Annotated in this window: 20 protein-coding genes and 3 tRNA genes; 9 read left to right on the top strand and 14 right to left on the bottom strand. The window is 43.3% G+C overall.

Going from position 1 to position 26,845, the window contains the following annotated elements:
- Positions 1-84: 84 nt before the first annotated feature.
- The 4 genes from G3R49_RS08480 to punC all read right to left on the bottom strand — a co-directional run bounded on the left by G3R49_RS08480 (position 85) and on the right by punC (position 2,476).
- Positions 85-175: transfer RNA gene (locus tag G3R49_RS08480), tRNA-Ser, on the bottom strand.
- Between the two features lie 278 nt (positions 176-453).
- Positions 454-544 (bottom strand) — tRNA-Ser (locus G3R49_RS08475).
- 455 nt (positions 545-999) lie between these two features.
- A tRNA-Ser gene (locus G3R49_RS08470) sits at positions 1,000-1,090 on the bottom strand.
- Positions 1,091-1,165: 75 nt separating this feature from the next.
- Complete coding sequence (punC, locus tag G3R49_RS08465) at positions 1,166-2,476, bottom strand: purine nucleoside transporter PunC (RefSeq protein ID WP_167869326.1); 1,311 nt, start codon at positions 2,474-2,476, stop codon at positions 1,166-1,168.
- 79 nt (positions 2,477-2,555) lie between these two features.
- Here punC and punR point away from each other — a divergent pair, with 79 nt between their 5' ends.
- The 6 genes from punR (at position 2,556) to G3R49_RS08435 (ending at position 6,041) form a co-directional block, all read left to right on the top strand.
- Positions 2,556-3,458, top strand: a complete 903-nt coding sequence (gene punR, locus G3R49_RS08460) for a DNA-binding transcriptional activator PunR (protein ID WP_130597386.1) — start codon at positions 2,556-2,558, stop codon at positions 3,456-3,458.
- Positions 3,459-3,683: 225 nt separating this feature from the next.
- Positions 3,684-4,343 carry a Bax inhibitor-1/YccA family protein gene (locus tag G3R49_RS08455; protein WP_130597387.1) on the top strand — a complete coding sequence of 220 codons (660 nt, stop codon included), beginning with the start codon at positions 3,684-3,686 and terminating at the stop codon, positions 4,341-4,343.
- A gap of 324 nt (positions 4,344-4,667) precedes the next feature.
- The gene (gene tusD / locus G3R49_RS08450) at positions 4,668-5,057 is read left to right on the top strand and encodes a sulfurtransferase complex subunit TusD (protein ID WP_130597388.1); all 390 of its coding nucleotides are present in this window, start codon (positions 4,668-4,670) and stop codon (positions 5,055-5,057) included.
- Positions 5,057-5,413, top strand: a complete 357-nt coding sequence (tusC, locus tag G3R49_RS08445) for a sulfurtransferase complex subunit TusC (protein WP_167869325.1) — start codon at positions 5,057-5,059, stop codon at positions 5,411-5,413. Before tusD ends, tusC begins: the two co-directional genes overlap by 1 nt.
- Entirely contained in the window at positions 5,410-5,709 is a 300-nt protein-coding gene (gene tusB / locus G3R49_RS08440) for a sulfurtransferase complex subunit TusB (protein WP_167869324.1), read from the top strand. Before tusC ends, tusB begins: the two co-directional genes overlap by 4 nt.
- Complete coding sequence (locus tag G3R49_RS08435; protein WP_167869323.1) at positions 5,703-6,041, top strand: TusE/DsrC/DsvC family sulfur relay protein; 339 nt, start codon at positions 5,703-5,705, stop codon at positions 6,039-6,041. Before tusB ends, G3R49_RS08435 begins: the two co-directional genes overlap by 7 nt.
- A gap of 114 nt (positions 6,042-6,155) precedes the next feature.
- Here G3R49_RS08435 and serS read toward each other — a convergent pair whose 3' ends face one another.
- The 6 genes from serS to lrp form a co-directional block, all read right to left on the bottom strand.
- Positions 6,156-7,442 carry a serine--tRNA ligase gene (gene serS / locus G3R49_RS08430; protein WP_130597392.1) on the bottom strand — a complete coding sequence of 429 codons (1,287 nt, stop codon included), beginning with the start codon at positions 7,440-7,442 and terminating at the stop codon, positions 6,156-6,158.
- A gap of 18 nt (positions 7,443-7,460) precedes the next feature.
- Entirely contained in the window at positions 7,461-7,835 is a 375-nt protein-coding gene (crcB, locus tag G3R49_RS08425; RefSeq protein WP_167869322.1) for a fluoride efflux transporter CrcB, read from the bottom strand.
- Positions 7,828-9,159 (bottom strand): replication-associated recombination protein A, encoded by a 1,332-nt coding sequence (locus G3R49_RS08420; RefSeq protein ID WP_167869321.1) that lies wholly within the window; start codon positions 9,157-9,159, stop codon positions 7,828-7,830. The genes crcB and G3R49_RS08420 overlap by 8 nt, the downstream gene beginning before the upstream one ends.
- A gap of 9 nt (positions 9,160-9,168) precedes the next feature.
- Positions 9,169-9,816, bottom strand: coding sequence for an outer membrane lipoprotein chaperone LolA (gene lolA, locus G3R49_RS08415; RefSeq protein ID WP_167869320.1), 648 nt, complete (start codon positions 9,814-9,816; stop codon positions 9,169-9,171).
- 12 nt (positions 9,817-9,828) lie between these two features.
- Positions 9,829-12,573: a DNA translocase FtsK gene (locus G3R49_RS08410; protein ID WP_167869319.1), complete on the bottom strand. Its 2,745-nt coding sequence runs from the start codon at positions 12,571-12,573 to the stop codon at positions 9,829-9,831.
- Between the two features lie 282 nt (positions 12,574-12,855).
- Positions 12,856-13,359, bottom strand: a complete 504-nt coding sequence (gene lrp, locus G3R49_RS08405; RefSeq protein ID WP_130597397.1) for a leucine-responsive transcriptional regulator Lrp — start codon at positions 13,357-13,359, stop codon at positions 12,856-12,858.
- Between the two features lie 193 nt (positions 13,360-13,552).
- Here lrp and ald point away from each other — a divergent pair, with 193 nt between their 5' ends.
- Entirely contained in the window at positions 13,553-14,668 is a 1,116-nt protein-coding gene (gene ald / locus G3R49_RS08400; protein ID WP_167869318.1) for an alanine dehydrogenase, read from the top strand.
- A gap of 344 nt (positions 14,669-15,012) precedes the next feature.
- Here ald and G3R49_RS08395 read toward each other — a convergent pair whose 3' ends face one another.
- From G3R49_RS08395 to G3R49_RS08380, 4 genes are all read right to left on the bottom strand, one after another.
- The gene (locus G3R49_RS08395) at positions 15,013-17,256 is read right to left on the bottom strand and encodes an EAL domain-containing protein (RefSeq protein ID WP_167869317.1); all 2,244 of its coding nucleotides are present in this window, start codon (positions 17,254-17,256) and stop codon (positions 15,013-15,015) included.
- 287 nt (positions 17,257-17,543) lie between these two features.
- Positions 17,544-18,758, bottom strand: coding sequence for an RsmB/NOP family class I SAM-dependent RNA methyltransferase (locus tag G3R49_RS08390; RefSeq protein WP_167869316.1), 1,215 nt, complete (start codon positions 18,756-18,758; stop codon positions 17,544-17,546).
- A gap of 161 nt (positions 18,759-18,919) precedes the next feature.
- Complete coding sequence (locus G3R49_RS08385) at positions 18,920-20,173, bottom strand: sugar MFS transporter (RefSeq protein ID WP_167869315.1); 1,254 nt, start codon at positions 20,171-20,173, stop codon at positions 18,920-18,922.
- A gap of 65 nt (positions 20,174-20,238) precedes the next feature.
- On the bottom strand, positions 20,239-21,873 hold the full coding sequence (locus G3R49_RS08380; protein ID WP_167869314.1) for an alpha-glucosidase family protein: 1,635 nt from the start codon (positions 21,871-21,873) through the stop codon (positions 20,239-20,241).
- A 499-nt stretch (positions 21,874-22,372) separates the two neighbouring features.
- On the opposite strand from G3R49_RS08380, the gene G3R49_RS08375 reads away from it, so the two are divergent.
- Both G3R49_RS08375 and G3R49_RS08370 read left to right on the top strand, forming a co-directional pair.
- Complete coding sequence (locus G3R49_RS08375) at positions 22,373-25,120, top strand: TonB-dependent receptor (RefSeq protein WP_167869313.1); 2,748 nt, start codon at positions 22,373-22,375, stop codon at positions 25,118-25,120.
- Between the two features lie 119 nt (positions 25,121-25,239).
- Positions 25,240-26,718 (top strand): tryptophan halogenase family protein, encoded by a 1,479-nt coding sequence (locus G3R49_RS08370; protein ID WP_167869312.1) that lies wholly within the window; start codon positions 25,240-25,242, stop codon positions 26,716-26,718.
- Positions 26,719-26,845: the final 127 nt, after the last annotated feature.

Below are 26,845 nucleotides of genomic sequence, written 5' to 3'. Positions count from 1 at the left end.
CAAGATGCTATGGAGGGATACTCACTCCCAAAGTGAAAAAGCAAAAAGCCCGCTCAACGTGAGTTAAGCGGGCTCTTTTAAATATGGCGGAGAGATAGGGATTTGAACCCTAGAGGGGCTACAAACCCCTGCCGGTTTTCAAGACCGGTGCATTCGACCACTCTGCCATCTCTCCGGACGCGGTGAATATTAGGGTAACAGGAATGCCATGTAAAGTGCTTTGTTGGTGAGTATCGACTGAGCGTTTTAAAAATCGACAAACTGATGAATTTATTAGCTAATGCCGTTATTTTTAACCCACAATCGCTACACTATAGGTAAGTAAACTCTACGTTAAAGTCAAAGCCAGTAATGGTAGTTAGCTGAAATAATTCAAAAGCGCTGCGATAACAAATTATTGTCTTATAGATGCAAAAAGCCCGCTTAACTTACGTAAGCGGGCTTCTCTAAATATGGCGGAGAGATAGGGATTTGAACCCTAGAGGGGCTACAAACCCCTGCCGGTTTTCAAGACCGGTGCATTCGACCACTCTGCCATCTCTCCGAACGCGGTGAATAATAGGTGAAGCGATTAAAACTGTAAAGCACTTTATTGATTCGATTCGACTAACTGACGCTAAATACAGCGTTATGCTTACAGTTCAAGCATATCGTGATAACAATCAAAACGGATCAATAGTAAATCTAACCCTGCGACTTTGTTGGTACAGTATTGTCGCTGCCGCGAAAATATCCACGAGAGCAAGCTGTTTATAATTCGCAAAATGTGCTTTGATGACACTCGCTATTTACTGCACTCCTCTGATCATAACACCGAGTTAGTGAAGAGATTGACACAGCTTTCATTGCTGCATCTATTTGGTACTTGCCCGGCCTTTAAAAAACGATTCAGCATATAAATACACAAAATATTAGCTGGACTCGATTCAATAGATGTTCTTATAACGACACAACAGCAAGAAGCCCGCTTAACGTGCGTTAAGCGGGCTTCTTTAAATATGGCGGAGAGATAGGGATTTGAACCCTAGAGGGGCTACAAACCCCTGCCGGTTTTCAAGACCGGTGCATTCGACCACTCTGCCATCTCTCCGAACGCCGTGGATATTAGTTAAACCGCATAGTTGTGTAAAGCATTATTTTTATACCAAAGGATCAAATGTTTGATTTACGCGCACTTAGCTGAGTTTTCGACCATATCATGTTTATTTTGACACGCTTTAGCCAAACCTTTACCTGTCATTCGCCAATAAATCGCAACGACGACCAAACAAGATGATCCAATGATCCCCCACCCCATGGCGACCTCCCCATATAAAGCAAACGTAGCCATTAAGCTCGATGCGAAAAATGCACAGCTAACTTGGATAAAATTCTGTAACCCCGCAGCCTTGGTCGCATTACCTTTAAATGTCTGCAATGCCTGATTTACGGTAATTGGATAAATTGCGCCATTTGCCGCAGCTTGTAATGCAAACACTACCAATACTGGGTAAATAGAGGTCATCTCAAAAACAAGGGTAAACAGGCCAAGCAACAGACTGGTGGTAAAGAACAACCCAAGTTCAATCTTTAATGCAGTTTCGCTGCCCCACTTGCTAATGAGCAATTTTCCGCTGTAGCCACCGACAATAAACATGACTGTTTGCGGCACAAAACTCCAGGCTATCGCGCCTGCATCGTAACCAAACTTATCCATGACGATCGGCCACAAGGTCAAATAGGAGAAAAATGATGCCGAGCACGCTGAAAAAATAAGTACGTTACCGAGATAAAAGCGGTTAACTAACATGGTTGTAAAACTAGTTTGGGTATTTGTCGCTTGCTGATTAGTACTTGTATTTATAGCAAGCTTATTTGGTCTGTCTTTATCTACAAAATAGACCGTCATCACCATAAGAATGATCGCTGTCACTGCCAGACAAACGAAGATACTTCTCCAGCCCCAGGCTTCTAACACCAGCGCACCTAGTATCGGAGCTATTGCAGGCGATAGCGCAACTAAAGGCATTAAGTTTGACAACATTTTTTGTGATTCTATTGGGCTATGCTTTTCAATCACTAGCGCTTGCCAGATAACGCTAGCACTGCAAACACCTAAAGCCTGAAATACACGGCAGATATTAATCAATAACATGCTGTCTAACATTGAGATCGCTAATGTCGACATCATAAATAAGCCTAGGCCAAACATTAGTGCTAAACGTTTACCATATTTCCTAACGATATCGCCGTATAAGAGTTGGCCTATGGCTAAACCAGCTAAAAAAGTGGTGAGCGACATAGCAACTTCAGAAGCTGAAACACCTAATGAGCTTTCAATTGATTTAAACGCAGGCAAATACATATCGGTTGCGACAAAACTCAACATACTTAACATAACTAGATAGAGATAATAACCGTATTGACCTATAATTGAGTTGGTTTTAACGTGGTTAGTCATCTTGTTGCTCTCACTGTCTCTGAAACGGTCGCGCATTTTAACGGCATAGATTTCCCACGTGAAACGTTTTATTTTGCACACTGCATTCAAAATTTATCACAGCAAGGCCATAGCAATGCTTTCAGAACAATCTCTCAATATGATCGATATCGTTGCCCGTTTAGGGAGCTTTACCGCTGCAGCTAATGAACTCAATAAAGTGCCATCAGCCGTTAGCTACGCCGTTAAACAAATTGAGTCGGACGTTGGCGTAACCTTGTTTGAACGTCATCATCGCAGTGTGTCGCTAACCGAACCGGGAAAGCACTTCCTACAACGCTCACGAGAGTTACTGAGAGAGATGAGCGCAATCAAACATGAAACGCAGCGTGTTGCCAACGGTTGGAAGCCTGAATTAGCCATCGCACTTGATAATATTGTCAGGGCCGATCGCATTAGTTCATTAATCAGCGACTTCTATCGCAAATTCGATGACATCGAACTGATAATTAGGATTGAGGTCTATAATGGCGTTTGGGAGTCATTAGCAACCGGACGCAGCGACGTCGCTATTGGTGCAACGTCAGCGATTCCTGTAGGTGGTACCTATCAATACCGTGACATGAAGGGCGTCGACTGGGCATTCGTTGTTAGTAAAAGTCACCCGTTGGCAAAAATCGATAGGCCATTAACCGATGATGAGCTGCGCCAATACCCTGCTATTTGCCTGGAAGACACATCACGTGAAATCCCTAAACGCACTACCTGGCTGCTAGATAATCAACGCAGACTTGTGGTACCAGATTGGATCCGTGCGATTAACTGTTTTGCATCAGGCTTGGGAGTTGGCTATGTCCCCTGTCACCTGGCAGAAACCTTTATAAGAAGCGGTTTATTGGTTAGAAAAACATTGGTAAACCCTAAGATCGCCAGCGCTTGTTGCCTTGCGTGGAATCCAGACAACATGTCTCCTGCATTAGAATGGGTATTAGATTATCTTGGTGATACAGAAAAACTCTATCAAGAATGGTTGTCATAAATTAATGTTGCGCTAACGGTAATCGATTTCGAATAGCCAAACTCGATAGAGCGTACCTAAACTTAACAAATCTTAATCTGAATTATTGCCGCTAAGCATCACAACTCACACTAGTTCGCTTTATCCTTCGCATCAGCTAGGTTAAGATATGGGTAATATTGGCTAAAATACACTTTAGCTTAATTAGAAATCACATAAATTTTAGTGACTTATACGGAGATAAACATGATCCAAAACTCGACGATTTCACCGACATTATCGACGGTTGAAGTTAACAAAATGCTTCGCAACACCTACATGTTGTTGTCTATGACGCTAGCGTTTGCAGCTGTCTGTGCTGGCATTGCAATGGCGCTGAAGATTTCTCCGCTAATGTCGCTTGGTCTATCAATTGGTGGATTGGTGCTGCTGTTTGTTACTTTGCGTAAAGCAGATACTGCTGCAGGTTTGTTCTGGGTATTTGCCTTCACAGGTATGGAAGGCGCATCTCTTGGCTATATTCTTAACCACTACGTTGGCGTAGCAAATGGTCCTGGACTTATTATGCAAGCGCTAGCATTAACTTCGCTTATATTTGTGTCACTATCAGCCTATGCGTTAACCACTAAGAAAGACTTCTCTTTCATGGGTGGTTTCTTGTTTGCCGGCCTCATCGTGATGATTGGTATGGCGATTATTAACATCTTCGTACAAAGCTCGTTGATGTTTATGATCATGAATGCAGGTATTGCGATGATCATGACTGGACTTATCCTTTACGATACAAGCCGTATTGTTAACGGTGGTGAAACCAACTATATCCGCGCGACCGTTTCACTATTTTTAAACTTCCTCAACCTATTTATCAGCATTTTGCATTTATTAGGTATGGGTAGCGACGATTAATCGTTTCTACGAGGGTCTGTTAATCTTTGCTGATTAGAATTTGTTCGAATTAAAAGCACTTTAATCGCGACGCGAGCGATGACGTCTAGTCACCTAAACAAATTCGCTCGCAACAAAGAGTAAAGTGCTTTTAAACGAACCTTTCAGGCAGCGCTTGTTTTCATTTCTACTGCGTTAACGACTTACTCATGTGGAATAACCACACATCAAAGTCGTTGCCTTGTATAAATTTCCAACAAGCAGCTGCAAAACTAATCTTGAAAGATAAACAGACCCTGTAAAGTACGTTAAAATGGCTCACAATTGTGGGCCATTTTTATTTTTATGAGTCAATTTATCATCCAGGTTAATGGTAGTGTCTATGGCGATCAGGCGAGCTTTCACGCATTGCAATTTTGCCAAGCTGTTATCGCCCAAGGCCATCAAATCAATCAGGTATTCTTTTATCAAGACGGGGTCAGTAACGCCAATGTGCTTGCCTGCCCACCTTCTGATGAGCCAAATCTCAATGCTTTATGGCGCGAGTTTGCTAAAGCTCAAAGCATTCCTTTGATTAATTGCGTTTCAGCTGCGCTTCGCCGCGGTATTACTTCAGAGCAAGATGCAAAAGAAAATGGTTTAGCTCAGCATAACTGCGACGAGCAATTTATGATGGGTGGTTTAGGTGAGTTAGTCACAGGTATAGAGAAAGCCGATCGCATGGTGAGCTTTTAATGAAAAAAATAGCCATAGTTTTTAGACGTAGCCCTTTTGGTAACACAAGCTCCCGAGAAGGGTTAGATTTATCGCTGTTAAGCGCAAGTTTTGAGCAACAAGTGACCGTTATTTTTGTCGCTGAAGGCTTACTCAATTTACTTAGCGACCAGCAACCTGAGTTGAGCGGTAGCAAGGATTATATTGCGACATTTAAAGCCATGCCCATTTATGACATTGAAACAATTTTAGTGTGCGAAACATCACTTACACAATTAAACCTAACTAGCGAAGCATTGCAAGTTGCACATCAGGTCGCTTCAAATAAGCAAATCAGCCAAGCATTAACTGAAGCAGATGAGGTACTCGTCTTTTGAATCTTCATCATATACAAACATCAGTACAAAACGATAATGCACTCACATTGTGCCTACGTTACATTGGCGAGCAAGACGCAATCATCCTTTGCGGTGATGCCATCAATGCCCTGCTTGATACCAGTTGGCAGCAAGCATTAGCCGGAACAAATGTATTTATCCTTGAACAAGACATGCAATCAAGAGGCTTAGCAACGCACTTGGCCCCAGTGATTTCCGGTTTAGACATTGGTGTGATAGATTACGCCACTTTTGTTAGTTTAAGTTTGCAATACGCTAAGGTCATCACATGGTAAATTCTTTTGAATTCAATGGAAAACAGATTGAAACCGACCATCAAGGTTATCTAGTTAATCTAAGTGACTGGTCTGAAGATATGGCGCAAACCATAGCAACCAGTGAAGATATTGTACTGACTGACAATCACTGGGAAGTTATCCACTTTGTACGAGAGTTTTACCTTGAGTTTAATACCAGCCCTGCGATCCGGGTGTTGGTAAAAGCGATTGGGCAAAAGCTTGGTGCAGAGAAAGGTAACTCAAAGTACCTGTATACCCTATTCCCAGTTGGCCCCGCCAAACAAGCCACTAAAATCGCAGGTCTACCTAAGCCTGCAAAGTGCATTTAACTCAAAATTGCCTAGCCTGCTAGCGACATGTCATTCGCATGAATCTAGCAATATTTAGACAATAAAAAACCTATGCCGAGGCATAGGTTTTTTTGTTTTCTGCTGTTCGCAAAGTTAGCCAATCACTTCTAACCCGCCCATGTATGGACGCAGTGCTGCAGGGACTGTAATAGTGCCATCGGCATTTTGGTAATTCTCGAGAATTGCCACTAATGTACGGCCAACCGCTAAACCAGAACCATTAAGCGTATGAACCAGTGCTGGCTTGTTATCTGCTTTATTACGGAAACGCGCTTGCATACGACGCGCTTGGAAATCTTTCATGTTTGAACAAGAAGAGATCTCGCGGTAAGTGTTCTGTGCAGGCAACCAAACCTCAATATCAAACGTCTTGGCTGCGCCAAAACCCATGTCACCTGTACAAAGCACAACTGTGCGATACGGCAGCTCCAATGCTTGTAGCACTTTTTCAGCATGCCCTGTTAGCTCTTCTAGTGCTTGCATTGATTGCTCTGGGTGAACAATTTGCACTAACTCTACTTTATCAAACTGATGCTGACGGATAAGACCACGGGTATCACGACCGTATGAGCCTGCTTCACTACGGAAACATGCTGTTAATGCTGTCATCTTAATTGGCAGCTCAGTTTCATCAATAATTGTATCGCGAACCAGGTTAGTTAGTGGTACTTCAGCTGTTGGAATAAGCGATAAGCTTTGCGCTTCTTCAGTCGCCGGTTTAGTGTGGAATAAATCTTCACCAAACTTTGGCAATTGACCTGTACCTAATAGGCTATCTTCGTTAACCATTAATGGCACATAAGCTTCAGTGTAACCATGCTCCTGAGTGTGCATGTCTAACATGAACTGGCCTAGTGCGCGGTTTAGGCGCGCGATTTGCCCCTTCATCACAATAAAACGCGAGCCAGTAATCTTAACCGCATTTTTAAAGTCTAAGCCATCAACACCTTCACCAATGTCTAAATGATCTTTTACTTCAAAATCAAATGTTTTTGGCGTGCCCCAGGTGCGGATTTCAACGTTATCGTCTTCATCATTACCATGAGGTACCGCTTCATCTGGCAGGTTTGGCACGCTCATCGCGATATTATTGATTTCAGTCAACAGCTCTGCAAGCTCAGCTTTTTTAGCATCAAGCTTGGCACCTAAATCACCCACTTGTGCCTTAATTGGCTCGATATCTTCACCACGTTGCTTGGCTTGACCAATCGATTTGGAAATTGCATTGCGTGATGCTTGTAGTTCTTCGGTTTCAACCTGCAATGACTTACGCTTTTCTTCAAGCTTAGTCATGTTATCAACATCTAAAATAAAGCCACGAGTTGCTAGGCGCTCGGCAGTGACTTCGAGTTCATTACGCAAATATTTTGGATCAAGCATGTTGTCAGTTCTTTTTAGTTAAACGCGCGATAAGATTAATTGTTGCCCTAGGTACACCATGAATAAACACAGAGTAACGTTAAGCAACACATTGAGAAATCCTTTCAACCAATATCCTTCTTGAATTAATAACAAGGTTTCGTTGGAGAAAGTAGAAAATGTTGTTAGAGCACCAAGCATACCAACGCCGATGAGGGCTTTAAGCTCTGGGCTAACATGGCTAATTTGTCCGAGTGCATAAACAACACCCATTAAAAACGAGCCGATAATATTGACCAACAGTGTACCAAAAGGAAAACTCGTGCCAAACACTTGCAGCATAAATAATGAGATCAAATAGCGCAAAACTGCACCAATCGATCCACCTAAAGCAACAAACAACACATTAGTCATAGCGTTTTAGCTCACTGAGTTGATCAAGCTGCTCTAAATGAGCAAGTTTATCTTGAATTCGCTTTTCAAAACCTCGGTTAGTCGGATGATAAAAGCGACTGTCTTTTAACGACTCTGGGAAGTAGTTTTCACCTGCGGCAAATGCCCCTACTTCATCATGGGCATAGCGATATTCTTGCCCGTAACCTAAGTCTTTCATTAAGTTAGTTGGTGCGTTACGTAGATGGTGTGGTACAGCTTCATTACCTGTTTCACGCGCCAAAGCTCTAGCCTGTTTAAATGCAGTATAAACGGCATTACTTTTGGGCGCACTGGCTAGATACACCACTGCCTGAGCAATTGCCCGCTCGCCTTCTGCCGGCCCTACGCGGTGGTAACAATCCCAGGCGTTTAGTGCCACGTTCATGGCTTGAGGATCGGCATTGCCGATGTCTTCAGATGCGATGGCGAGTAACCTTCGAGCAACATATAAAGCATCGCCGCCACCTTCTAAAATGCGGCAAAACCAATACAAAGCAGCATCTGGCGAACTGCCGCGCACGGACTTATGCACAGCAGAAATTAAATCGTAAAACTGATCGCCATTTTTGTCATAGCCAGCGGTTTGATGACCGGCTACCTGACTGAGCATTTCTGAGGTAAACGCATCGCCATCGTTTACAAGGTCACTCATCAACTCAATCAAGTTCAACGATTTACGAGCATCACCGTCACTTATCCTCGCAAGTTGATTTGCGACGTCTTTTGGCAGTGACAAGTTACGTGCACCTAAACCTCGCTCATTATCAGTTAGTGCCTGATTGACGACTTGCTGAATTTCATCGTCGTTAAGCTTATGAATAAGGTAGACCCTGGCTCGTGACATAAGTGCATTGTTTAGCTCAAACGACGGGTTCTCAGTGGTGGCGCCAACAAAAATTACCGTGCCATCTTCAATAAACGGCAAAAAGGCATCTTGCTGACTTTTATTGAATCTATGTACCTCATCAACAAACAATAAAGTGCGTTGACCACGGCTTTGGGCAATGGCTTTTGCCTGCTCAATAGCCGCGCGGATTTCTTTAACGCCAGAAGTGACCGCTGAAATGCGCTCTACATGAGCATTGGCATAATGGGCTACAAGCTCAGCGAGTGTTGTCTTCCCCGTACCAGGTGGTCCCCAAAGCAGCATGGAGTGGGCGCGATTATTCAAAAGCGCCTGGCGTAGTGGCTTCCCCTCGCCAAGTAAATGCCCTTGACCAATGTACTCGTCAATCACCCGTGGGCGCATACGCGCAGCAAGGGGACGAAAGTCTGGGGCAAAATCAAAATCCAAGTTAGCCACTAGGAAACCCTATTGAGCTTGCTTTAAGCGTTGATCGTCAATGTCGACATTATCAGGAATAACGAACTCAAATAACTGTTGCTCATCATCAGCCACAGCGCGTTGCTCAGACAGGCTGAACTGACTTAAATTGCCCTGATTATCCAGCAAACTGAACGCAGTAAGCGTGCTGTCGTCAAAACAGACGTTCACATCAACTACGTTTGACTGCTCTGTGATTGGCTTAATTTGGTAACAGTTATTAGCGGTAGCATCATTCTTTAAGACACGATATTGGGCCCAAGTTTCATCGTCGCGATGAACCAATAGCGCCATAGGTGATGCTTCAATTGCCTGGCTTATATCCATCACAGTAACTTCTTCTGCAAACGGATTATATACCCATAAATTAGTGCCATCGGCTACAATCATCGACTCATCAGGCTCAGTTAAGTGCCAATAGAACTTATTCGGATACGCCAGTGCAAACACACCACTGCCGGATTGAATTTGCTTATCATTGATATCAGTTACTTTCTGGGCAAAGCCAGCATGCAAGTTATCGATACCTTCAAGCTTACCTCTTAACTCTTGCGCATCGTCAGCAAAAACTTGGGGAGTGGTAAAGGCCCCTAACATAACTAACAGTGCCGACTTTTGCTTAAATAGGTTTTTCATATACATCCTAAATTAATTCTTTGGTGGCGGTGGCGCTAGCACCTCGCGGTTACCATTATGCCCCTGCGCGCTCACAATACCTTGTGCTTCCATCGACTCAATAATGCGCGCGGCGCGGTTGTAACCAATTTTAAATTTACGTTGTACGCTAGAGATAGAGCCTCTGCGCGTTTCGGTGACAAAGGCAACGGCTTCATCATATAGCGCATCTAATTCATCTTCTGATTCTGAGGTTTCACCAGGCAGTAGTACCTGCTCGCCCTCACTAACGCCATTTAAAATCTCATCGATATATTGTGGTTTACCTCTAGCATGCCAATCGGCAACCACTTTATGTACTTCGTGATCGTCAATAAAGGCGCCATGTACACGGCTTGGCACACTAACACCAGCAGGTAAATACAGCATATCACCCATACCCAATAGGGTTTCGGCACCTTGTTGGTCAAGAATGGTTCGCGAGTCAATTCGCGAAGACACCTGAAACGCAATACGAGTTGGGATGTTTGCTTTAATTAAGCCAGTAATCACATCAACCGACGGGCGCTGAGTTGCAAGAATAAGGTGAATACCTGCGGCCCGCGCTTTTTGTGCGATGCGGGCAATAAGCTCTTCGACTTTCTTACCGACAATCATGATCATGTCGGCAAATTCATCAACCACTACCACAATTGACGGTAGTTTCTCTAATGGCGGCGCTTCATCAAGCATACTCTCGTTAGCGTTCCAAAGCGGATCTGGAATATATTCGCCCTGCTCTGCGGCGGTTTTAATTTTTTGGTTATAGCCCTTAAGGTTACGAACGCCCAAAGCTGACATCAGTTTGTAGCGACGCTCCATCTCGCCAACACACCAACGAAGTGCATTAGCCGCCTCTTTCATGTCGGTAACGACTTCACACAATAAGTGCGGGATCCCTTCATATACTGATAGCTCAAGCATCTTAGGGTCAATCATAATGAAGCGAACATCATCAGGCCCTGACTTATACAGCAGACTGGTGATCATCACGTTTACACCCACTGACTTACCAGAGCCTGTTGTACCTGCTACTAGTAAGTGCGGCATTTTACCTAAATCAACGACAACGGGTTCGCCCGAGATATCTTGACCAAGTACCATAGACAACTTCGACTGACTTTTTTCAAACGCTTCGCAATCAAGTACATCACGCATAAATACGGTTTCACGGAACTTGTTAGGAAGCTCTAAACCAACATAGGCTTTACCCGGAATAACCTCAACTACACGCACGTTTTCGGACAACAATGAACGAGCCAAGTCTTTAGATAAATTAGTAATCTTAGATGCCTTTACACCCGGTGCTAGCTCAAGCTCAAATCGGGTAATGACTGGGCCAGGGAAAACACCCACTACATTAGCTTTAATATTAAAGTCTGCTAATTTGGCCTCTACCAGTCGGGCTACCTGCTCTAACTCTTCTTCACTAATCGGATTGGTTTTTCTATCAGGTACATCAAGCAGTGAAATACTAGGCAACGGGTCTACCGGGCGCGCTAACTGCTGAGTATCTTTGCCTGGAATAACCACGATACCGTCAACAATTTTGGCATCTTTCTCTGGTGCGCGCTGAGCAACTAACTTACCAGCCTCTTGTATTACATCGGCAGCTTGCTCCAGGCTAGACTCATCCATCTCTGTTTGCTCGTCGACGTCGGAAGTCGCCTCATCATGGCTTATATTCGCAACGACTGCATCTTTATCACTTTGATACTGTGATTCACTCCCAGCGTTATCCTCCGCGTGGTCCCAAATCGATAAGCTCGGTTCTTGACGAGCATCATGTTCATCAAGCGCAGTAAATGTCGGCTCATTAATGTCGTTTTCGAGCTCGAGGGTTTGATCTACATCATCTTGTAGTGTTTCAACACTGTCACTTTGCTCGTCTGCATCAGCATCACTGTGTTTTTTACTGCCAAAGAACTGCTTGAATGACGCCATTCTTGACTGAGTCTTTTCTTCAATTTGTTGGCGGCTTTCGTTATTGGACTCTGTTTGCGGCTCATCAAATGGCAGTGACAAATCAGCCTTGTCTGATTCTGAGTTGCTAGCATGCTCAGCTTGCTTTTGTTTGAACTTATCGGCCACTGACATGAACCCACGTGTATCTTCCGTTTCTTCTCGTCCTTTAAAATGTTGAGGCAAGGCCAAAATTTGTTTAGCAAGCCAAATGGTAGCAAAGCCGGTAAGCTCAATAATCGTTAACCAGGAAATGCCAGTTGCTAATGTGAAACCAGCACCGATAAAGCACAGCAACAATAAAGTTGTGCCTAGGGTATTAAAGTATGGCTGCATTGCTTGGCCAATGACGTCGCCTGCAACACCACCAGCTGAGAACACGTAAATGTTTTCACCATTCATGCTCGCAAGTGCAGCAAGCGCAAGGATCATCAAAAGAAAACCAATAATACGTAGGCCAACCGAGAAGTAATCAATCTCTAGCAGTTTATGGGCGCGATTAAAGATAAACCAACCTGTTGAGGCGATGATGACTGGGATCAGATAAGCGATAAACCCGAAGAAGTAAAACAGCACATCGGCAACCCATGCACCAACGGCACCGGTCCAATTGTGAATTTCACCTTGAAAGTGTGACTGGCTCCAGCCTGGATCATTTGGATTGAAACTACTTAACGCTAGCAGTACATAAGTGGCAAGCATGCAGCAAATAATGAGGCCACCTTCGAGGAGTCGCTGCAAACCGGATAAAGTCTTAAGGTTGTTTCCCTGAGTCAAACTACTATTTCCATAAACCAAAAAAAATAACATATCAGAATAACACTGATTTTGCAGTGATTATCCTAGTGCTACGCGGTTTGTTCAAGGGAAACTAAAGCGGGATTAATTGAATTAAGTAACAATTTGAGATAACTGTTCAAAATAGCACCACTGGAAAAAAATAAAGGGCCGTAGCCCTTTATTTATCACTTCAATTCATTGTACTTTGCGACTAGTACTATAGCGACGATTCGCTTTAAATAACGACTCTCTTATTTTCTAAGAGACTCGCATCCAGCATTAAGCCTCAGTTAAATTGTGCAAAGCGACTTTATTCGTTTGCTTTACTTCTTCCATAACCACATAAGTACGGGTATCAGATACTGAAGGAAGTTTAAGTAGTGTTTCACCTAAAAGGCGGCGGTATGCCGACATATCAGAAACTCGGGTTTTTAGTAAATAATCAAAGTCGCCAGAAACCAAATGACACTCTTGAATATCGTCTAACAATTGCACTGCACGATTAAATTTGTCGAAAATATCTGGTGTATCACGATTTAACGTAATTTCAACAAAAACTAATAGTGATGCTCCCAAGTAATGAGGGTTAACTAATGCTGTATAGCCATTAATAAAACCTTGCTTTTCTAATCGCTTTACCCTTTCTAAACAAGGGGTTGGGCTTAAACCTACACGCTTTGAAAGCTCGACGTTTGAGATGCGACCGTCTGCCTGAAGTTCATTAAGGATATTGCGATCAATTCGATCCAAATCTTTAATAGAATTACTCTTATTGCTTGCCATATTTTTAACCACGTTTTATCAATAAAACAACATTTTTATCTAGTTATTATTTATCTTCAGCAGCATAAACTGCTGAAGCGGTACTATACTAGAGTTCCCTTGAATAAGCACGTTCAAGGCCACAGATTACAACAACAATACAGCTCACTTATACCTAGCCAAGTGAGCGTTTTAGTTTTTATTGAGGCTCAAAATGATTATTGGTGTACCTACAGAAATTAAAAATCACGAATACCGCGTTGGTATGGTTCCTTCAAGCGTTCGTGAGTTAACCAATCATGGTCACGAAGTATTTGTTCAGTCAGACGCTGGTATGGGTATTGGTTTTACTAACCAAGACTACATCAATGCAGGTGCGTCGATTCTTGATACTGCTGAAGAAGTTTTTGCCAAAGCAGAGATGATCGTTAAAGTTAAAGAGCCGCAAGCCGTTGAGCGTGCTATGTTACGCCACGACCAAATCCTGTTTACTTACTTACATTTAGCACCAGATCTACCGCAAACTGAAGACCTAATTAACAGTGGCGCGGTATGTATTGCATATGAAACTGTAACCGACGATAAAGGCGGTTTACCACTATTGGCACCTATGTCTGAAGTTGCAGGTCGTATGTCTATCCAGGCTGGTGCTCGAGCACTAGAGAAATCTCTACAAGGCCGCGGTATGCTACTTGGCGGTGTTCCAGGTGTTGAACCAGCTAAAGTTGTTATTATTGGCGGTGGTATGGTGGGTTCAAACGCTGCACAAATGGCTGTGGGTATGGGCGCTGACGTTGTTATCCTAGACCGTAGCATTGATGTTTTACGCCGCTTAAACGTGCAGTTTGGTTCTTCAGTAAAAGCGATCTACTCTACGGCTGATGCGATTGAGCGTCACGTACTAGAAGCAGACCTAGTTATTGGCGGTGTGTTAGTACCAGGTGCGGCAGCGCCAAAACTTGTGACTAAAGAGCACATCAAGCGCATGAAGCCTGGCAGCGCGATTGTGGACGTAGCAATTGACCAAGGTGGTTGTGTTGAAACCTCTTATGCTACTACACACCAAGAGCCAACTTACATCGTAGATGACGTAGTACATTACTGCGTTGCTAACATGCCAGGTGCAGTTGCTCGTACTTCTACTTTCGCACTAAATAACGCGACTCTGCCTTACATCATCAAGCTTGCTAACCAAGGTTACAAGCAAGCTCTTAACGAAGACAAGCACTTGCTAAACGGCCTAAACGTAATGCACGGCAAATTGGTTTGTAAGGAAGTTGCAGACGCTCTTAACCTTGAATACACTGAAGCAAATGCGTTATTAAACTAATAACATAAACTAAGTTTCCATATAAAAAGCCGCTAAAATAGCGGCTTTTTTACGCTTGTAACCAAAATTTTTTCGAGTATTAAGATAAGTGTCGATGAAATAATAAGCGAAAAACCTCAAAAAGACGAAATTATTTATCAATACGATATGCTGTTATGAAAATCCTGCACAGGATTTTGTACTTTCTAGGATCTGGCTTGTTTAGTTAAATTAAACGTCATCAGCTTAACAAATCCATTACACCAAGGTTGATGCTCAGCATGTATTAGGCGCTTAATAATTAGCGTAAAGCGTAGGCTAAAGTCTGATAAACAAGGCTCAATTTAAGTACAAAAAATGTACATTTATTGCTTTTTCAGTAACTCGGTAAATTCTGTAAATGCCATAGGTTTATAAAAATAGTATCCTTGCGCTGCCATCACATCAAACTGATTAATAAAATCCAACTCAGTTCGGGTTTCAATTCCCTCTACCACAACCTGTAACCCTAATGACAAACTTAAGTTAATGATCGCGGTCACCAAGGCTTGATGTTTATCGTCATCTGAGAGCTTTTGGATAAACGACTTATCAATTTTGATCTGATCTGCGGGGAAATTAACCAGGTATGCCAATGAAGAGTAACCTGTACCAAAGTCATCTATCGCAATTTTAAGACCTTTATCTTGCAACGATTTTAACAGCCCATGAATGTCATTCTGCTGCTTCATCATCAAAGATTCGGTGATCTCAAGAGTGATTAAAGGGCTAAACTGGGCAAGCATATTAATATCTTCAAGTTTAGCGTCAAAGAAATCAATGAACCTTTGCTGTAACTCCGACGACCAAAACTCCAGTGGTGATACATTGATTGACAGCGGCACTGCAAAATCAAGTTTATGTAATTCAACAGCATAGTTTAACGCCGTACTGCGAACCCACTCACCGATAGGCACAATAAGGTTAGTTTGTTCGGCAATTGGGATAAACTCATCTGGCGAAATAAACTGACCATCATGGCGCCAACGCAATAACACTTCAGCCTTAATTATCTTGCCCGACAAAGGCGACACCATAGGCTGAACATAAAGTTCGAATTCATTGTTGCTGATGGCATTTTTAAGGTGTTGAGTCAGGTAGGCTGTTCTTGTTGCTTGCTGTTGCAATGATTGATTAAAGAAACAATAGCCATTACGCCCCTGGCGCTTAGCGCTGAACATGGCTTGACTGGCATATTTAAGAACAAAATCTAGGTTATCAGCATCTTGTGGAAAACGCGCAATACCTATACTTACCGACATTAGCAAAGTTTGATCGGAGATAATAATCGGGTTTGTCAGAGCTTGATTAAGGTTAGCGGCAAGCGTGGTTAACTTGTCTTGATCTTGCTCGTTAGGTAATAGCAGCGCAAATTCGTCTGCACCGACCCGTGATAACACTGCATTGGTAGGGATATATCTGCCAATACGTGAAGCTATTTTTTGTAATAGCCTGTCACCATTATCGTGACCTAAGGTATCGTTAATTTGCTTAAAGTGGTCAACATCCATCATTAACAAGCTAAAACTTACATCACTATACTGCTGGTGCGCACTAATTAACTTGTCGATGTTATCGATTAAACCATTGCGATTAACTAACCCGGTTAATGGGTCGTGGAACTTTTGGTATTGAATTAACTGATCGGCCTGCTTGCGAGCACTAATATCGCTGATCAGCCAAGCAAAGCAGTTCGTCTGTGTAAATGAATCGCGAATAACAGCGACAGTGAGATCTAATTCTAACTGCTGTCCAGCTTTATTAACCCCGAGTAGCTCGCCCTGCCACGCATGTCCTCGTGCAAGATGTTCAAACAGTTGCTCGCGAACATCGCTAGCTGATGGTCGCAAAAACGCGCGCATATCGAACTCGCCTGAACAGGGCTCGCCATCGTTGACGAGTTGGTTGAAAACGGGGTTAAAGTTGAGGACACTGCCGTCTTCATTGGTAATAAGCAGTGCTACAGGCAAATGATCAAAAATTTTGCTACTCAAACGCTCGACGTACATCGCCCTACTGCGTTCAATCGCTAAACTCGCGAGCTTTGCAGCCTCCTGTATAAGCAACAAATCAAGGTCAGTGGGAGACTTGATCGTGTCGTAATACATGGCAAAGGTACCAATAACCTCACCTTTACTGTCACATATTGGTTCAGACCAACAAGCTTTTAAACCTGCTTTTAGTGGCAGCGCTTTGTATGGTTGCCAATTTGGGTGAGTCTCTATATCTTCAACAATGACCCGCCGACAAAGATAAGCGGCAGCGCCACAAGACCCCACTTCTGGCCCAATTTCAACACCATGAATCGCATCGTTATAATCGCTGGGTAAACTTGGAGCAGCCCCAGTTAGGAGTCTTTGGCCATCATCGCTTAGTAATAGCACAGAAGCTTTGGTGCCCAGTTTTTGTGCTTCAATCGAAAGTACTAAAGAATGTAGGATTTCTCTTAGCGGCAAACCTTCTAGCACCATATTAAGCACGGCGCTATAACGCTCAATGGTAGAGTCCCTAAAGTCCTTTTCAGATCCCGTCGTCAAATAACGATGTGCGGAATTTCCTGAATCGATCATAAAGCAAAAAGTCCAATTAGCGGTTGATGTACGACTTATTATTCACATTATGCGTAAATGGGTTGTTTCGCAACTTTAGTTAGACAATTTTGTGCTAGAGGACTGTAAATATATAAGTTTCCACGTTTTAATACTCACTGAGAGATGTGCGAATAATCAGCGATTACTGCAAAGTTTTAAATTGTTGATGTTTGATAATTCTCGCTAGCAAACGACAAAAAACCTAATCTTCAATAAAAAAACGACCCACTAGGAGTCGCATTTTTAATCGTTGTACCAAGACAAGGTTATTCTGTAATTCGTCTCATCCTTGCAAGATAAAATCCATCAAACCCTTTATCAGCAACATAGATGTGCTCTTCATCAATAAACTCAAAGTGTGGGTTTTCAGCAAGGAATGCTTGTACCTGCAAACTGTTTTCTTCAGGCATAATTGAGCACGTCGCATAAATCAACATGCCATCAACTTTCACCATGCGACTGTAACTTTGCAAGATTTGTTTTTGTAAGTCCACTAGCACAGGTAGGCGCTCTGGCGTGTCGCGCCATTTAGCATCAGGGTTTCGCTTCAATACCCCTAGACCCGAGCAAGGCACGTCAAGTAGCACACGATCAGCCGATAGTTTTAAGCGTTTAATTGTCTTAGAACTGGCGATAATACGGGTTTCGACGTTATGCGCGCCAGCACGTTTAGCGCGGGTTTTCAGATTATCCAGTTTCCACTGCTCAACATCCATCGCAAGCAAACGACCTTTACCTTGCATCTGCGCGGCAATATGTAGCGTTTTACCTCCTGCGCCGGCACAGGCATCAACAACGCGCATACCAGGCTTGGCATTAACCGCATCAGCAACCATTTGTGAGCCAGCATCTTGTTGCTCAAACCAACCCTCTTTAAAGCTATCGCTTCTGAATAGCGCTGAATTCGAAGTCACCTCAAGCGCGCTGTCAACGCCTTCTACTTCTGTCGTTTCAATGCCCTCTTTAGCTAAACGTTTTTTAAGTTCGTCGCGTGTACATTTAAGCGGGTTAACGCGAATATAGCGCTTAGGGGCTTTAGCCAGTGCTGCGCGTTCATCGCTCCACATATCTTTAAGCTGTGTTTGCCCTAGGTCATCAAGCCACTGTGGGCAGCCATCCCAAAGTGCAGCTTGCTGCTTGGCATCGGTTATGAGTTTATCGACTTGTTTAGCATCAATTTGCAACGAGTACTGCATTTTCGGCAAGTCTAAGCCGTGGAAGTAATGCCAAGCGTTAAGCACTTTTGAGCCTTCACGTTCAAAATTATCAATGTTTACTTGGGCAAGGAAGCAGTATAGGTTTAAACGACGCAACAGATCGCCAACCACAAGCGTAATACGTCCTTGCTCATCAGGCGCCAACTTTAAACCAGAAAAGTTGTGGGAATAGGCTCTGTCTAATGGTTTGCCTTGGTTAAGCACCATAGTAAGCACATTTAATACCAGTTCTGATGAACTGCCTGATAAGGGATACGTAAGCATGAGCGTCTCTTTGCGATGGCTTCAACCAAATATAGTCAAAGCATCTTTTGGGAATGATATATTAAGGCGCAGATCATAGGTATTAATGAAGTCATTAGCAATATTACAGGCAATAAAAAAGCGGTCAAACGACCGCTTTCAAGTGTAATTTAGAACTCAGGCTACATTTTCGAACCTTTAAGGCCAAAGAACAAAATAAAGCCATAACAAATAACAGGTAAGAAAAATGAAGGTTGTAGGCCCATAGTGTCGGCAAGCATACCTTGAAGTAATGGTAATATTGCCCCCCCAACAATCGCAAGGCATAAGAAACCACTACCTTGAGAAGTATGAGGGCCTAAATCACGCAGCGATAAACTAAAGATAGTTGGGAACATAATTGAGTTAAACAGCCCTACCAACAATATCGCCCACATGGCAATGTGACCGCTAGTTAGCATAGCTACCACCACCAGTGTTGCCGCCATAAACGCGTTGAAACCAAGTACCTTACCTGCTTCAATTTTTTGCATTACCGCTGAACCGATAAAACGCCCTACCATAGCGCCGCCCCAGTAATAGGTAATGTATTTAGCCGCTTCGGCTTCTTCCATAGCAGCGATGTGCGACTCGGCTAAAAAATTAACCAAGAAGCTACCAATTGATACTTCAGCGCCAACATAAACAAAAATACCTACTGCACCTAACACTAGGTGCTTTGACTGCAGTGCCGATGTTTTTCCGTTGTGCTCAACAACTTCACCGTCAGCATTATCAGTATGCTCATTAATCTTTGGCAGTTTCAGCACAGAGAAAATAACCGCTAATAACGCTAAGGTGCCAGCCAATAGTAAATAAGGAAGTTTAACCACACCTGCATCTGGCTCAGAGCCAACGGCGCCGCTTGCAACAGACAGAATTAATACCGCGCCAAAATACGGCGCGACAGTTGTACCTAACGCGTTAAATGCTTGGGTCAGATTGAGTCGACTAGAAGCGGTTTCGACACTACCTAATGCATTCACATAAGGATTAGCTGCAACTTGCAAGATGGTAATGCCAGATGCCAGTACAAACAATGCACCCAGGAATATCGCATAAACTTCAAGCTCTGCAGCGGGGTAAAATATCAAACAACCCAAGGCCGCAATACTCAAGCCCGTTACAATGCCTTTTTGGTAGCCTAGCTTTTTAACCAATGCACCTGCAGGTAGCGACACCAAAAAGTAAGCGCCGAAGAAACAAAACTGGATCAGCATTGCCTCGGTATAACTCAGTGAGAATACTGCTTTAAGGTGTGGAATAAGAATGTCGTTCAAGCAGGTAATAAACCCCCACATAAAGAACAACGACGTAAGTGAAACTAATGCAAAGCGATACTGCCCATCTGCGCCTTGAGAATATGAAGCTGAGCTTCCTTGTGCTGTTGAGGCCATAAGTTAATCTCTTATTATTATGAATAACAAAAAAGCCGATATAGTAATTATATCGGCTTTTACAATTATTTTAGCTGTGAAAATACACTGCCGTATGCTGGCAAGCTGATTTCGACGCCATCTTGCGTTTCGCTCAGCTCACCGCTTAACAAGCCATGGCTCGTTAGTAGCTCTGACAGATTTATACCTGTCAATGTCAAACTTTGACTACTAGCAGATAAGTTAAACGCTACCAGTAATTGCTGTTCGTTATGAGTACGAGTAAATGCAAGTACCGATTCAGGCGCGTCTATAAATTTAATCTCACCATCAATCAACGCGATTTGTTGTTTACGCCAAGCTAAGAAACGCTTGTATGCAGACAAAACAGAGTTAGCGTCGTCAACTTGAGTATCAACCGCTTTATTTAGATGTGCCTGCGGGATCGGTAACCAAGGTTTACCTTGGCTAAAGCCACCTTGAGTCGCTTGCTTGCTCCACGGCATTGGTGTACGGCAACCATCACGGCCTTTAAATTGCGGCCAGAAGGTAATACCGAACGGATCTTGCAACTGATCAAATTCGATCGGAGCTTCTGTTAAACCTAACTCTTCACCTTGATAACTGCAAACACTGCCACGTAGCGAAAATAACAGTGCATTAAGCATCTTAATAAAGTCTTTATTATCAGAGCCTTTCGCCCAACGAGTCGCAACACGCTCTACATCATGGTTACCAATAGCCCAACAAGGCCAACCATCACCAATACTTGCCTCTAATTCTTCAACAGTTTGACGAATATAAGCTGCGCTAAAGTCATCGGTTAACAGCTCAAAGCTATATGCCATATGTAAACGCTCATCGCCCTGAGTGTACTCGGCCATCGTCGCTAACGAATCTTCAGACGACACTTCCCCTAAGGTAACACTGCCTGGGTACTTGTTAATGAGTGCCCTTAGCTCTTCTATAAAGCCAACGGTTTGGGGACGAGTATTGTTGTAGTAGTGGTACTGGTAAGCATAAGGGTTATCTTCACTAAACCCGCGACCTTGACGCTTATCTTCAGGCTTTGCAGGGTTATCACGAAGCTGCTCATCATGATAACAAAAGGTAATCGCATCTAACCTAAATCCATCAACGCCTTTCTTTAGCCAAAACTCTACGTTAGCAAGAATCGCTTGACGTACTTCAGGGTTATGGAAATTTAGATCCGGTTGGCTTTTTAAGAAGTTATGCAAATAGTACTGCTTGCGGCGAGGTTCCCATTCCCACGCACAGCCACCAAAAATCGCTAACCAGTTATTAGGCGGCGTGCCGTCTTGTTGCGGGTCTGCCCAAACATACCAGTCCGCTTTCGGGTTATCTTGGCTCTGTTTACTTTCTTCAAACCACGCATGTTGATCTGAGGTGTGGCTAAGCACCTGATCAATAACAACCTTTATATCACGTTCATGGGCTTTCGCGATCAACTCATCAAAGTCTTCCATCGAGCCGAACATAGGGTCAATAGCAAGGTAATCACTGATATCGTAACCAAAGTCTTTCATTGGTGACTTAAAAAACGGTGAGATCCAAATGGCGTCGACATTTAAGCTAGCGATGTACTCAAGCTTATTAATAATACCACGCAGGTCGCCAATCCCATCGTCATTGGAGTCCATCAAGCTGCGAGGATATACCTGATATATCACTCCGCCCTTCCACCAGCTAACTTGCCCCATTTTTTCCCCTTACTTTCTTTGGCAACCTAGCGATAGCAGCCTGCTATGAGTTGCGCCTTTGTTGCGATTAAGTTGTTAACCGCTTTCTTTATTATTGGTTTCGAGGATACGTGAATAACGAAATCAGGTTCAATACGCCTGCATACGTATGCATTAAATACGCTTGTAACAAATACAGTTTGGATACAATTTTAAACACATAAAATCAATGACTTAATATAAAATAACCTGACACAGCATTTGTTAAAATATGGTTAAAACACCTACGATTTGTGACTTGCATAGCTTTGAATACGTATGCATAAGATTGTCGGCAATCAAAAGCTGGGAGTAGTATCTCAACTGTTCCACAACAATTTGGTAATAACCTCGACACTTATGCAGTCATTTAAGCTAGTCGGGGCAATAACAAAATAAAGACTGTAACCAAAAAACAACGAACGCTAACAACCTGGACTGGACAACTTGTTGTTAAGCATTCATAAAAGGGGAAAGATGAATGTTGCTTTTTAAACCAAGCCTACTGACTCTCGCAATTGCGGCAGCCGGCGCAAGTATGACCACTTATGCCGCTGAAAACGATGCAACAGGCGCAACTGCAGACGAAAACATTGAAGTTATCCAGGTATCTGGTATTCGTCGCAGCTTAAAAGAGTCACAAGCGGTAAAAATGACTTCAAGTTCTGTCGTTGAAGCGATTTCAGCAGAAGATATCGGTAAGTTGCCAGACGTATCGATTGCAGAATCGTTAGCTCGTCTTCCAGGTATTGCTGCGCAGCGTCTGGACGGACGTGCAAACGTAGTATCTATTCGTGGCCTTGGCCCAGATTTTTCTCTTGCGACATTAAACGGTCGTGAGCAAGCGTCAATTAACGACAACCGCGGCGTTGAATTTGACCAATACCCTTCAGAACTACTTAATACAGTAGTTGTTTACAAAACACCTGATGCATCTCTAATGACCCAAGCGATCGCGGGTACTGTAGATATGCAAACCATTAGCCCACTACGTCATGGCGAGCGCACTATCGCAGTCAACGTACGCGGCGAAATGAATGACCTAGGTGCACTAAACGCAGGTTCTACCGATAAAGGTTACCGCGGCAGCATCTCTTACATTGACCAATTTGCTGATGACACCATCGGTATTGCACTTGGCTACTCTCGCATGCAGTCGCCAAACCAAGAAGAGCGCTGGCAAGCTTGGGGTTACCCAGAATTAGATTACAACCCAGACAACCCTGTAGTTTTAGGTGGTGCTAAACCATATGTACGTTCTTCTGAGCTAGAACGTGACGGTGTAATGGCTGTGTTCGAATTTGCACCTAATGATCAATTCAAATCAGTGGTAGACGTGTTCTACACCAAATTCTTTGATGAGCAAATTCTACGTGGTATCGAAATTCCTGGTATGTGGGGTGCAGGCTGGGGTAACTCAGGTGTGACTGCGAGTCAGGTTGAAGACGGTCTTGTTACAGAAGGTTCTATTCAAGATGCGATGGTTGTGGTACGTAACGACACCAATACCCGTGATGCTAAATCGTTATCTGTAGGTTGGAACACCGAATATATCATTAACGACAACTGGACGATTGAAGGCGACATCGCCATGTCTAAAGTTGAGCGTACCGACATTGGTATCGAAACCTACGCAGGTACAGGCCGCGGTAACAGCAACGGTGCAGTAGAACCAAACCTAGGTTTCAAATTTACTGGTGACGGTCGTTACTTATTTAATCCAGCGCTAGACTATTCAGATCCAAACCTAATCAAGCTAGGTGGTGCATTTAGCTGGGGCCCATCAATCGATGGCAATATGCAAGATGGCTTTATCAATAAACCAGAAATTGAAGATGAGCTAAATTCACTACGTCTAGGTACTACATACACCTTCGATGACGGCTTCATGCGCAGCGTTGAGTTTGGCGTTAACTACACAACTCGTGAAAAATCTAAAGTGGATAATGGTGAATACCTGACACTTAAAGGATATGAAATCGGTAGCGGTGACGACTACATGATGACTATCCCACCAGAGTATATGCTAGAGCCAACATCGCTGGCTTTCTTCGGCATGGGTAACATGCTGTCTTATGACGCACTTGCGTTGTATAACTCAGGTATTTACAACTCTCTAGATGCTGCAGAGGTTCAACCTGAGCGCTCTACAAATACATGGCAGGTAGAAGAGAAAGTAGCTACTTTCTACGTTAAGGCTGATTTTGAGACTGAAATTGGTGACATGCCTTTAGCTGGTAATTTCGGTGTTCAAGCGGTACAAACCAAGCAAAGCTCAAATGGTAAAGCCGTTCAGAATGTAAACGGTGTGCTGGAAGTAGTTGATAGCTATGGCGATGATGACTACCTAGAATGGCTACCAAGTTTGAACGTGACACTCGGTTTAACCGAAAACCAGCGCTTAGTATTCGCAGCGGCACGCACAATGAGCCGTGCTCGTATGGATAAGATGAATGCTTCAGCTAGCTTCAACTACGATCCAAACGGTGCAGGCGGTATCTATTATTCAGGTAGCGCGGGTAATCCTCAGCTGCGTCCATGGATGGCTAACCAGGTAGATTTGAGTTACGAGAACTACTTTAGCGACCAAGGCTACTTTGCAATTGCAACTTACTATAAGAAGCTAGAAAACACTGTTTATACCAATACAGAGTTTGTTGATTTTGAAGGCGTCATCCCAGGTGTTGAACCAGGCAAAGGTGCAGGTTCGTTTGAAATCCCAGTAAATGGTGATGGCGGTCATATCGCCGGTATTGAAGCGTCATTCTCGATGGACTTTGGTTACTTCCATGAGTCATTAGAAGGTTTTGGTACTATTCTAAACGGCTCTTACAACGATTCAGAAGTAAGAGAAACAGCAGATAGTGACCCTATCCCACTAGCTGGTCTATCAGACAAGACCTTTAACGCAACGGTTTACTATGAAAACTCAGGCTTTGAAGCACGCGTAAGCTCACGCTACCGCTCTGACTTCCTAGGTGAGGTAACCGCAATTAGCTTGAGCCGCGTTAACGTGAATGTTCAAGGCGAAACGGTAGTCGATGCGCAGCTAGGTTATGACTTTGGTCAAGGTGGTTTTGAGTCTTTAGATGGCTTATCTATCATGTTCCAGGTTAACAACTTAACTGACGAGCCATTTATCACATACACAGGTGAAGATGCTCGCCATGTACGTGACTACCAGAACTATGGCCGTAACTACATGTTCGGTGCTAACTACAAGTTCTAAGCTAAATTGCTTTTAAAAAGCCTCTGCCTTGGTAGAGGCTTTTTTATATCAGCAACTTGTTAATAAATCGTAACGTTAACTAATTTTACATTGCCTTTATTTTAAATCAGGAGCATGCCATGGACAGCAAAGTAAATAACATCGTCATTGTTGGTGGCGGTTCATCAGGCTGGATGAGCGCTGCCCTACTCTGCAAAATGTATAAAGGTACAATCAATATCACGTTAGTTGAATCTGACGCCATTGGTACTATTGGCGTTGGTGAAGCGACGATTCCACCGCTTAAGATTTTCAATGATGTTTTAGGTATCAACGAGCAAGACTTTATTGAAAAGACCAAAGCGAGCATCAAGCTCGGTATTGAGTTTGAGAATTGGGGCAAGCAAGGCGATGCATATATGCATGCATTTGGCAGTATCGGTAAAGATATTGGCTACAGTGCGTTTCATCATTACTGGCTAGCAAATAAACCGCAAAGCCCTGCATCTTTATGGGATTTTAGCTACAACTATCAGGTTGCTAAACAAAATAAGTTTTCGGTTCAACCTAAAATCCATAACGACCAACTAGCTGGCATTACCCACGCATACCACTTTGATGCAGGCCTTTATGCCAACTACTTACAACAATACTGTCAGCAACTGGGCATTCGCCATATTCAAGGCTTAGTCGAAACGATTAACCAAAAAGACAATGGCGACGTCGAAAGTCTTACCTTGCAAGACGGGCAAGTAATCAACGGGGACTTGTTCATTGATTGCTCTGGCCTTCACGCTCTACTTATCGATAAAACCTTAAACGTTGAATTTGAAAGCTACCAGCAGTGGCTTGTTTGTGACAGTGCTTGGGCCGTGCCGAGTGAGAAAACCAGCCCTATTATTCCATACACCAGAGCTACAGCTCATGATTTTGGTTGGCAATGGCGCATCCCATTGCAGCATAGAACCGGCAACGGCATGGTATTTTCATCAAAATACATCAGTGATGAAAAGGCAAAACAGACTTTACTCGATAATCTGGATGCAAAAACCATTGGTGAGCCTAAACTTATTCGCTTTAAGCCAGGTAGACGAGTAAAGCAGTGGCAAAATAACTGTGTAGCGATTGGGCTATCATCAGGCTTTTTAGAGCCTTTAGAGTCGACTAGCTTGCATCTGGTGCAAACTGCGATTATTCGCCTAACCAAGCTTATGCCGCACTTATCGATTACGCCCGAACTCGTAGCAGAATATAACCGTCAGTCACAAACTGAATTTGAGCAAATTCGCGACTTTATTATCTTGCATTACCACCTCAACCAAAGGCAGCAAGGTGAGCTTTGGCAATACTGCCAAACCATGTCTATCCCAGACACCTTACATCACAAAATTTCGTTATTTGCGCAAACAGCTAACTTATTTAGGCAGCAAGATGAACTGTTTACCCAAGAGGCATGGTTACAAGTCATGATTGGGCAAAACCTGATGCCACAAGATCACAATCCACTGGCCAATATTCTAAGTCAGCAAGAACGAAAAGATTTTCTCGATAACCTCAAACAGATTTACCAGCACTATAGTGCTGAGCTACCTGCGCACGAAACATTTTTAAACCTGTGATGCTTTAGATGATGCACCACATTGCTAACTATTTGGCACTCGCAATCAAGGATATAAGGAATACAAATGACAGCCAGAATCAAATCCTTAACCAACTGCTTTCATAACTGTAATGGGAAATTCAGCC

The organism is Shewanella sp. WXL01 (assembly GCF_012263345.1).
GTDB lineage: Bacteria > Pseudomonadota > Gammaproteobacteria > Enterobacterales > Shewanellaceae > Shewanella > Shewanella maritima.
This window is presented reverse-complemented; position numbering and strand designations above follow the sequence as displayed.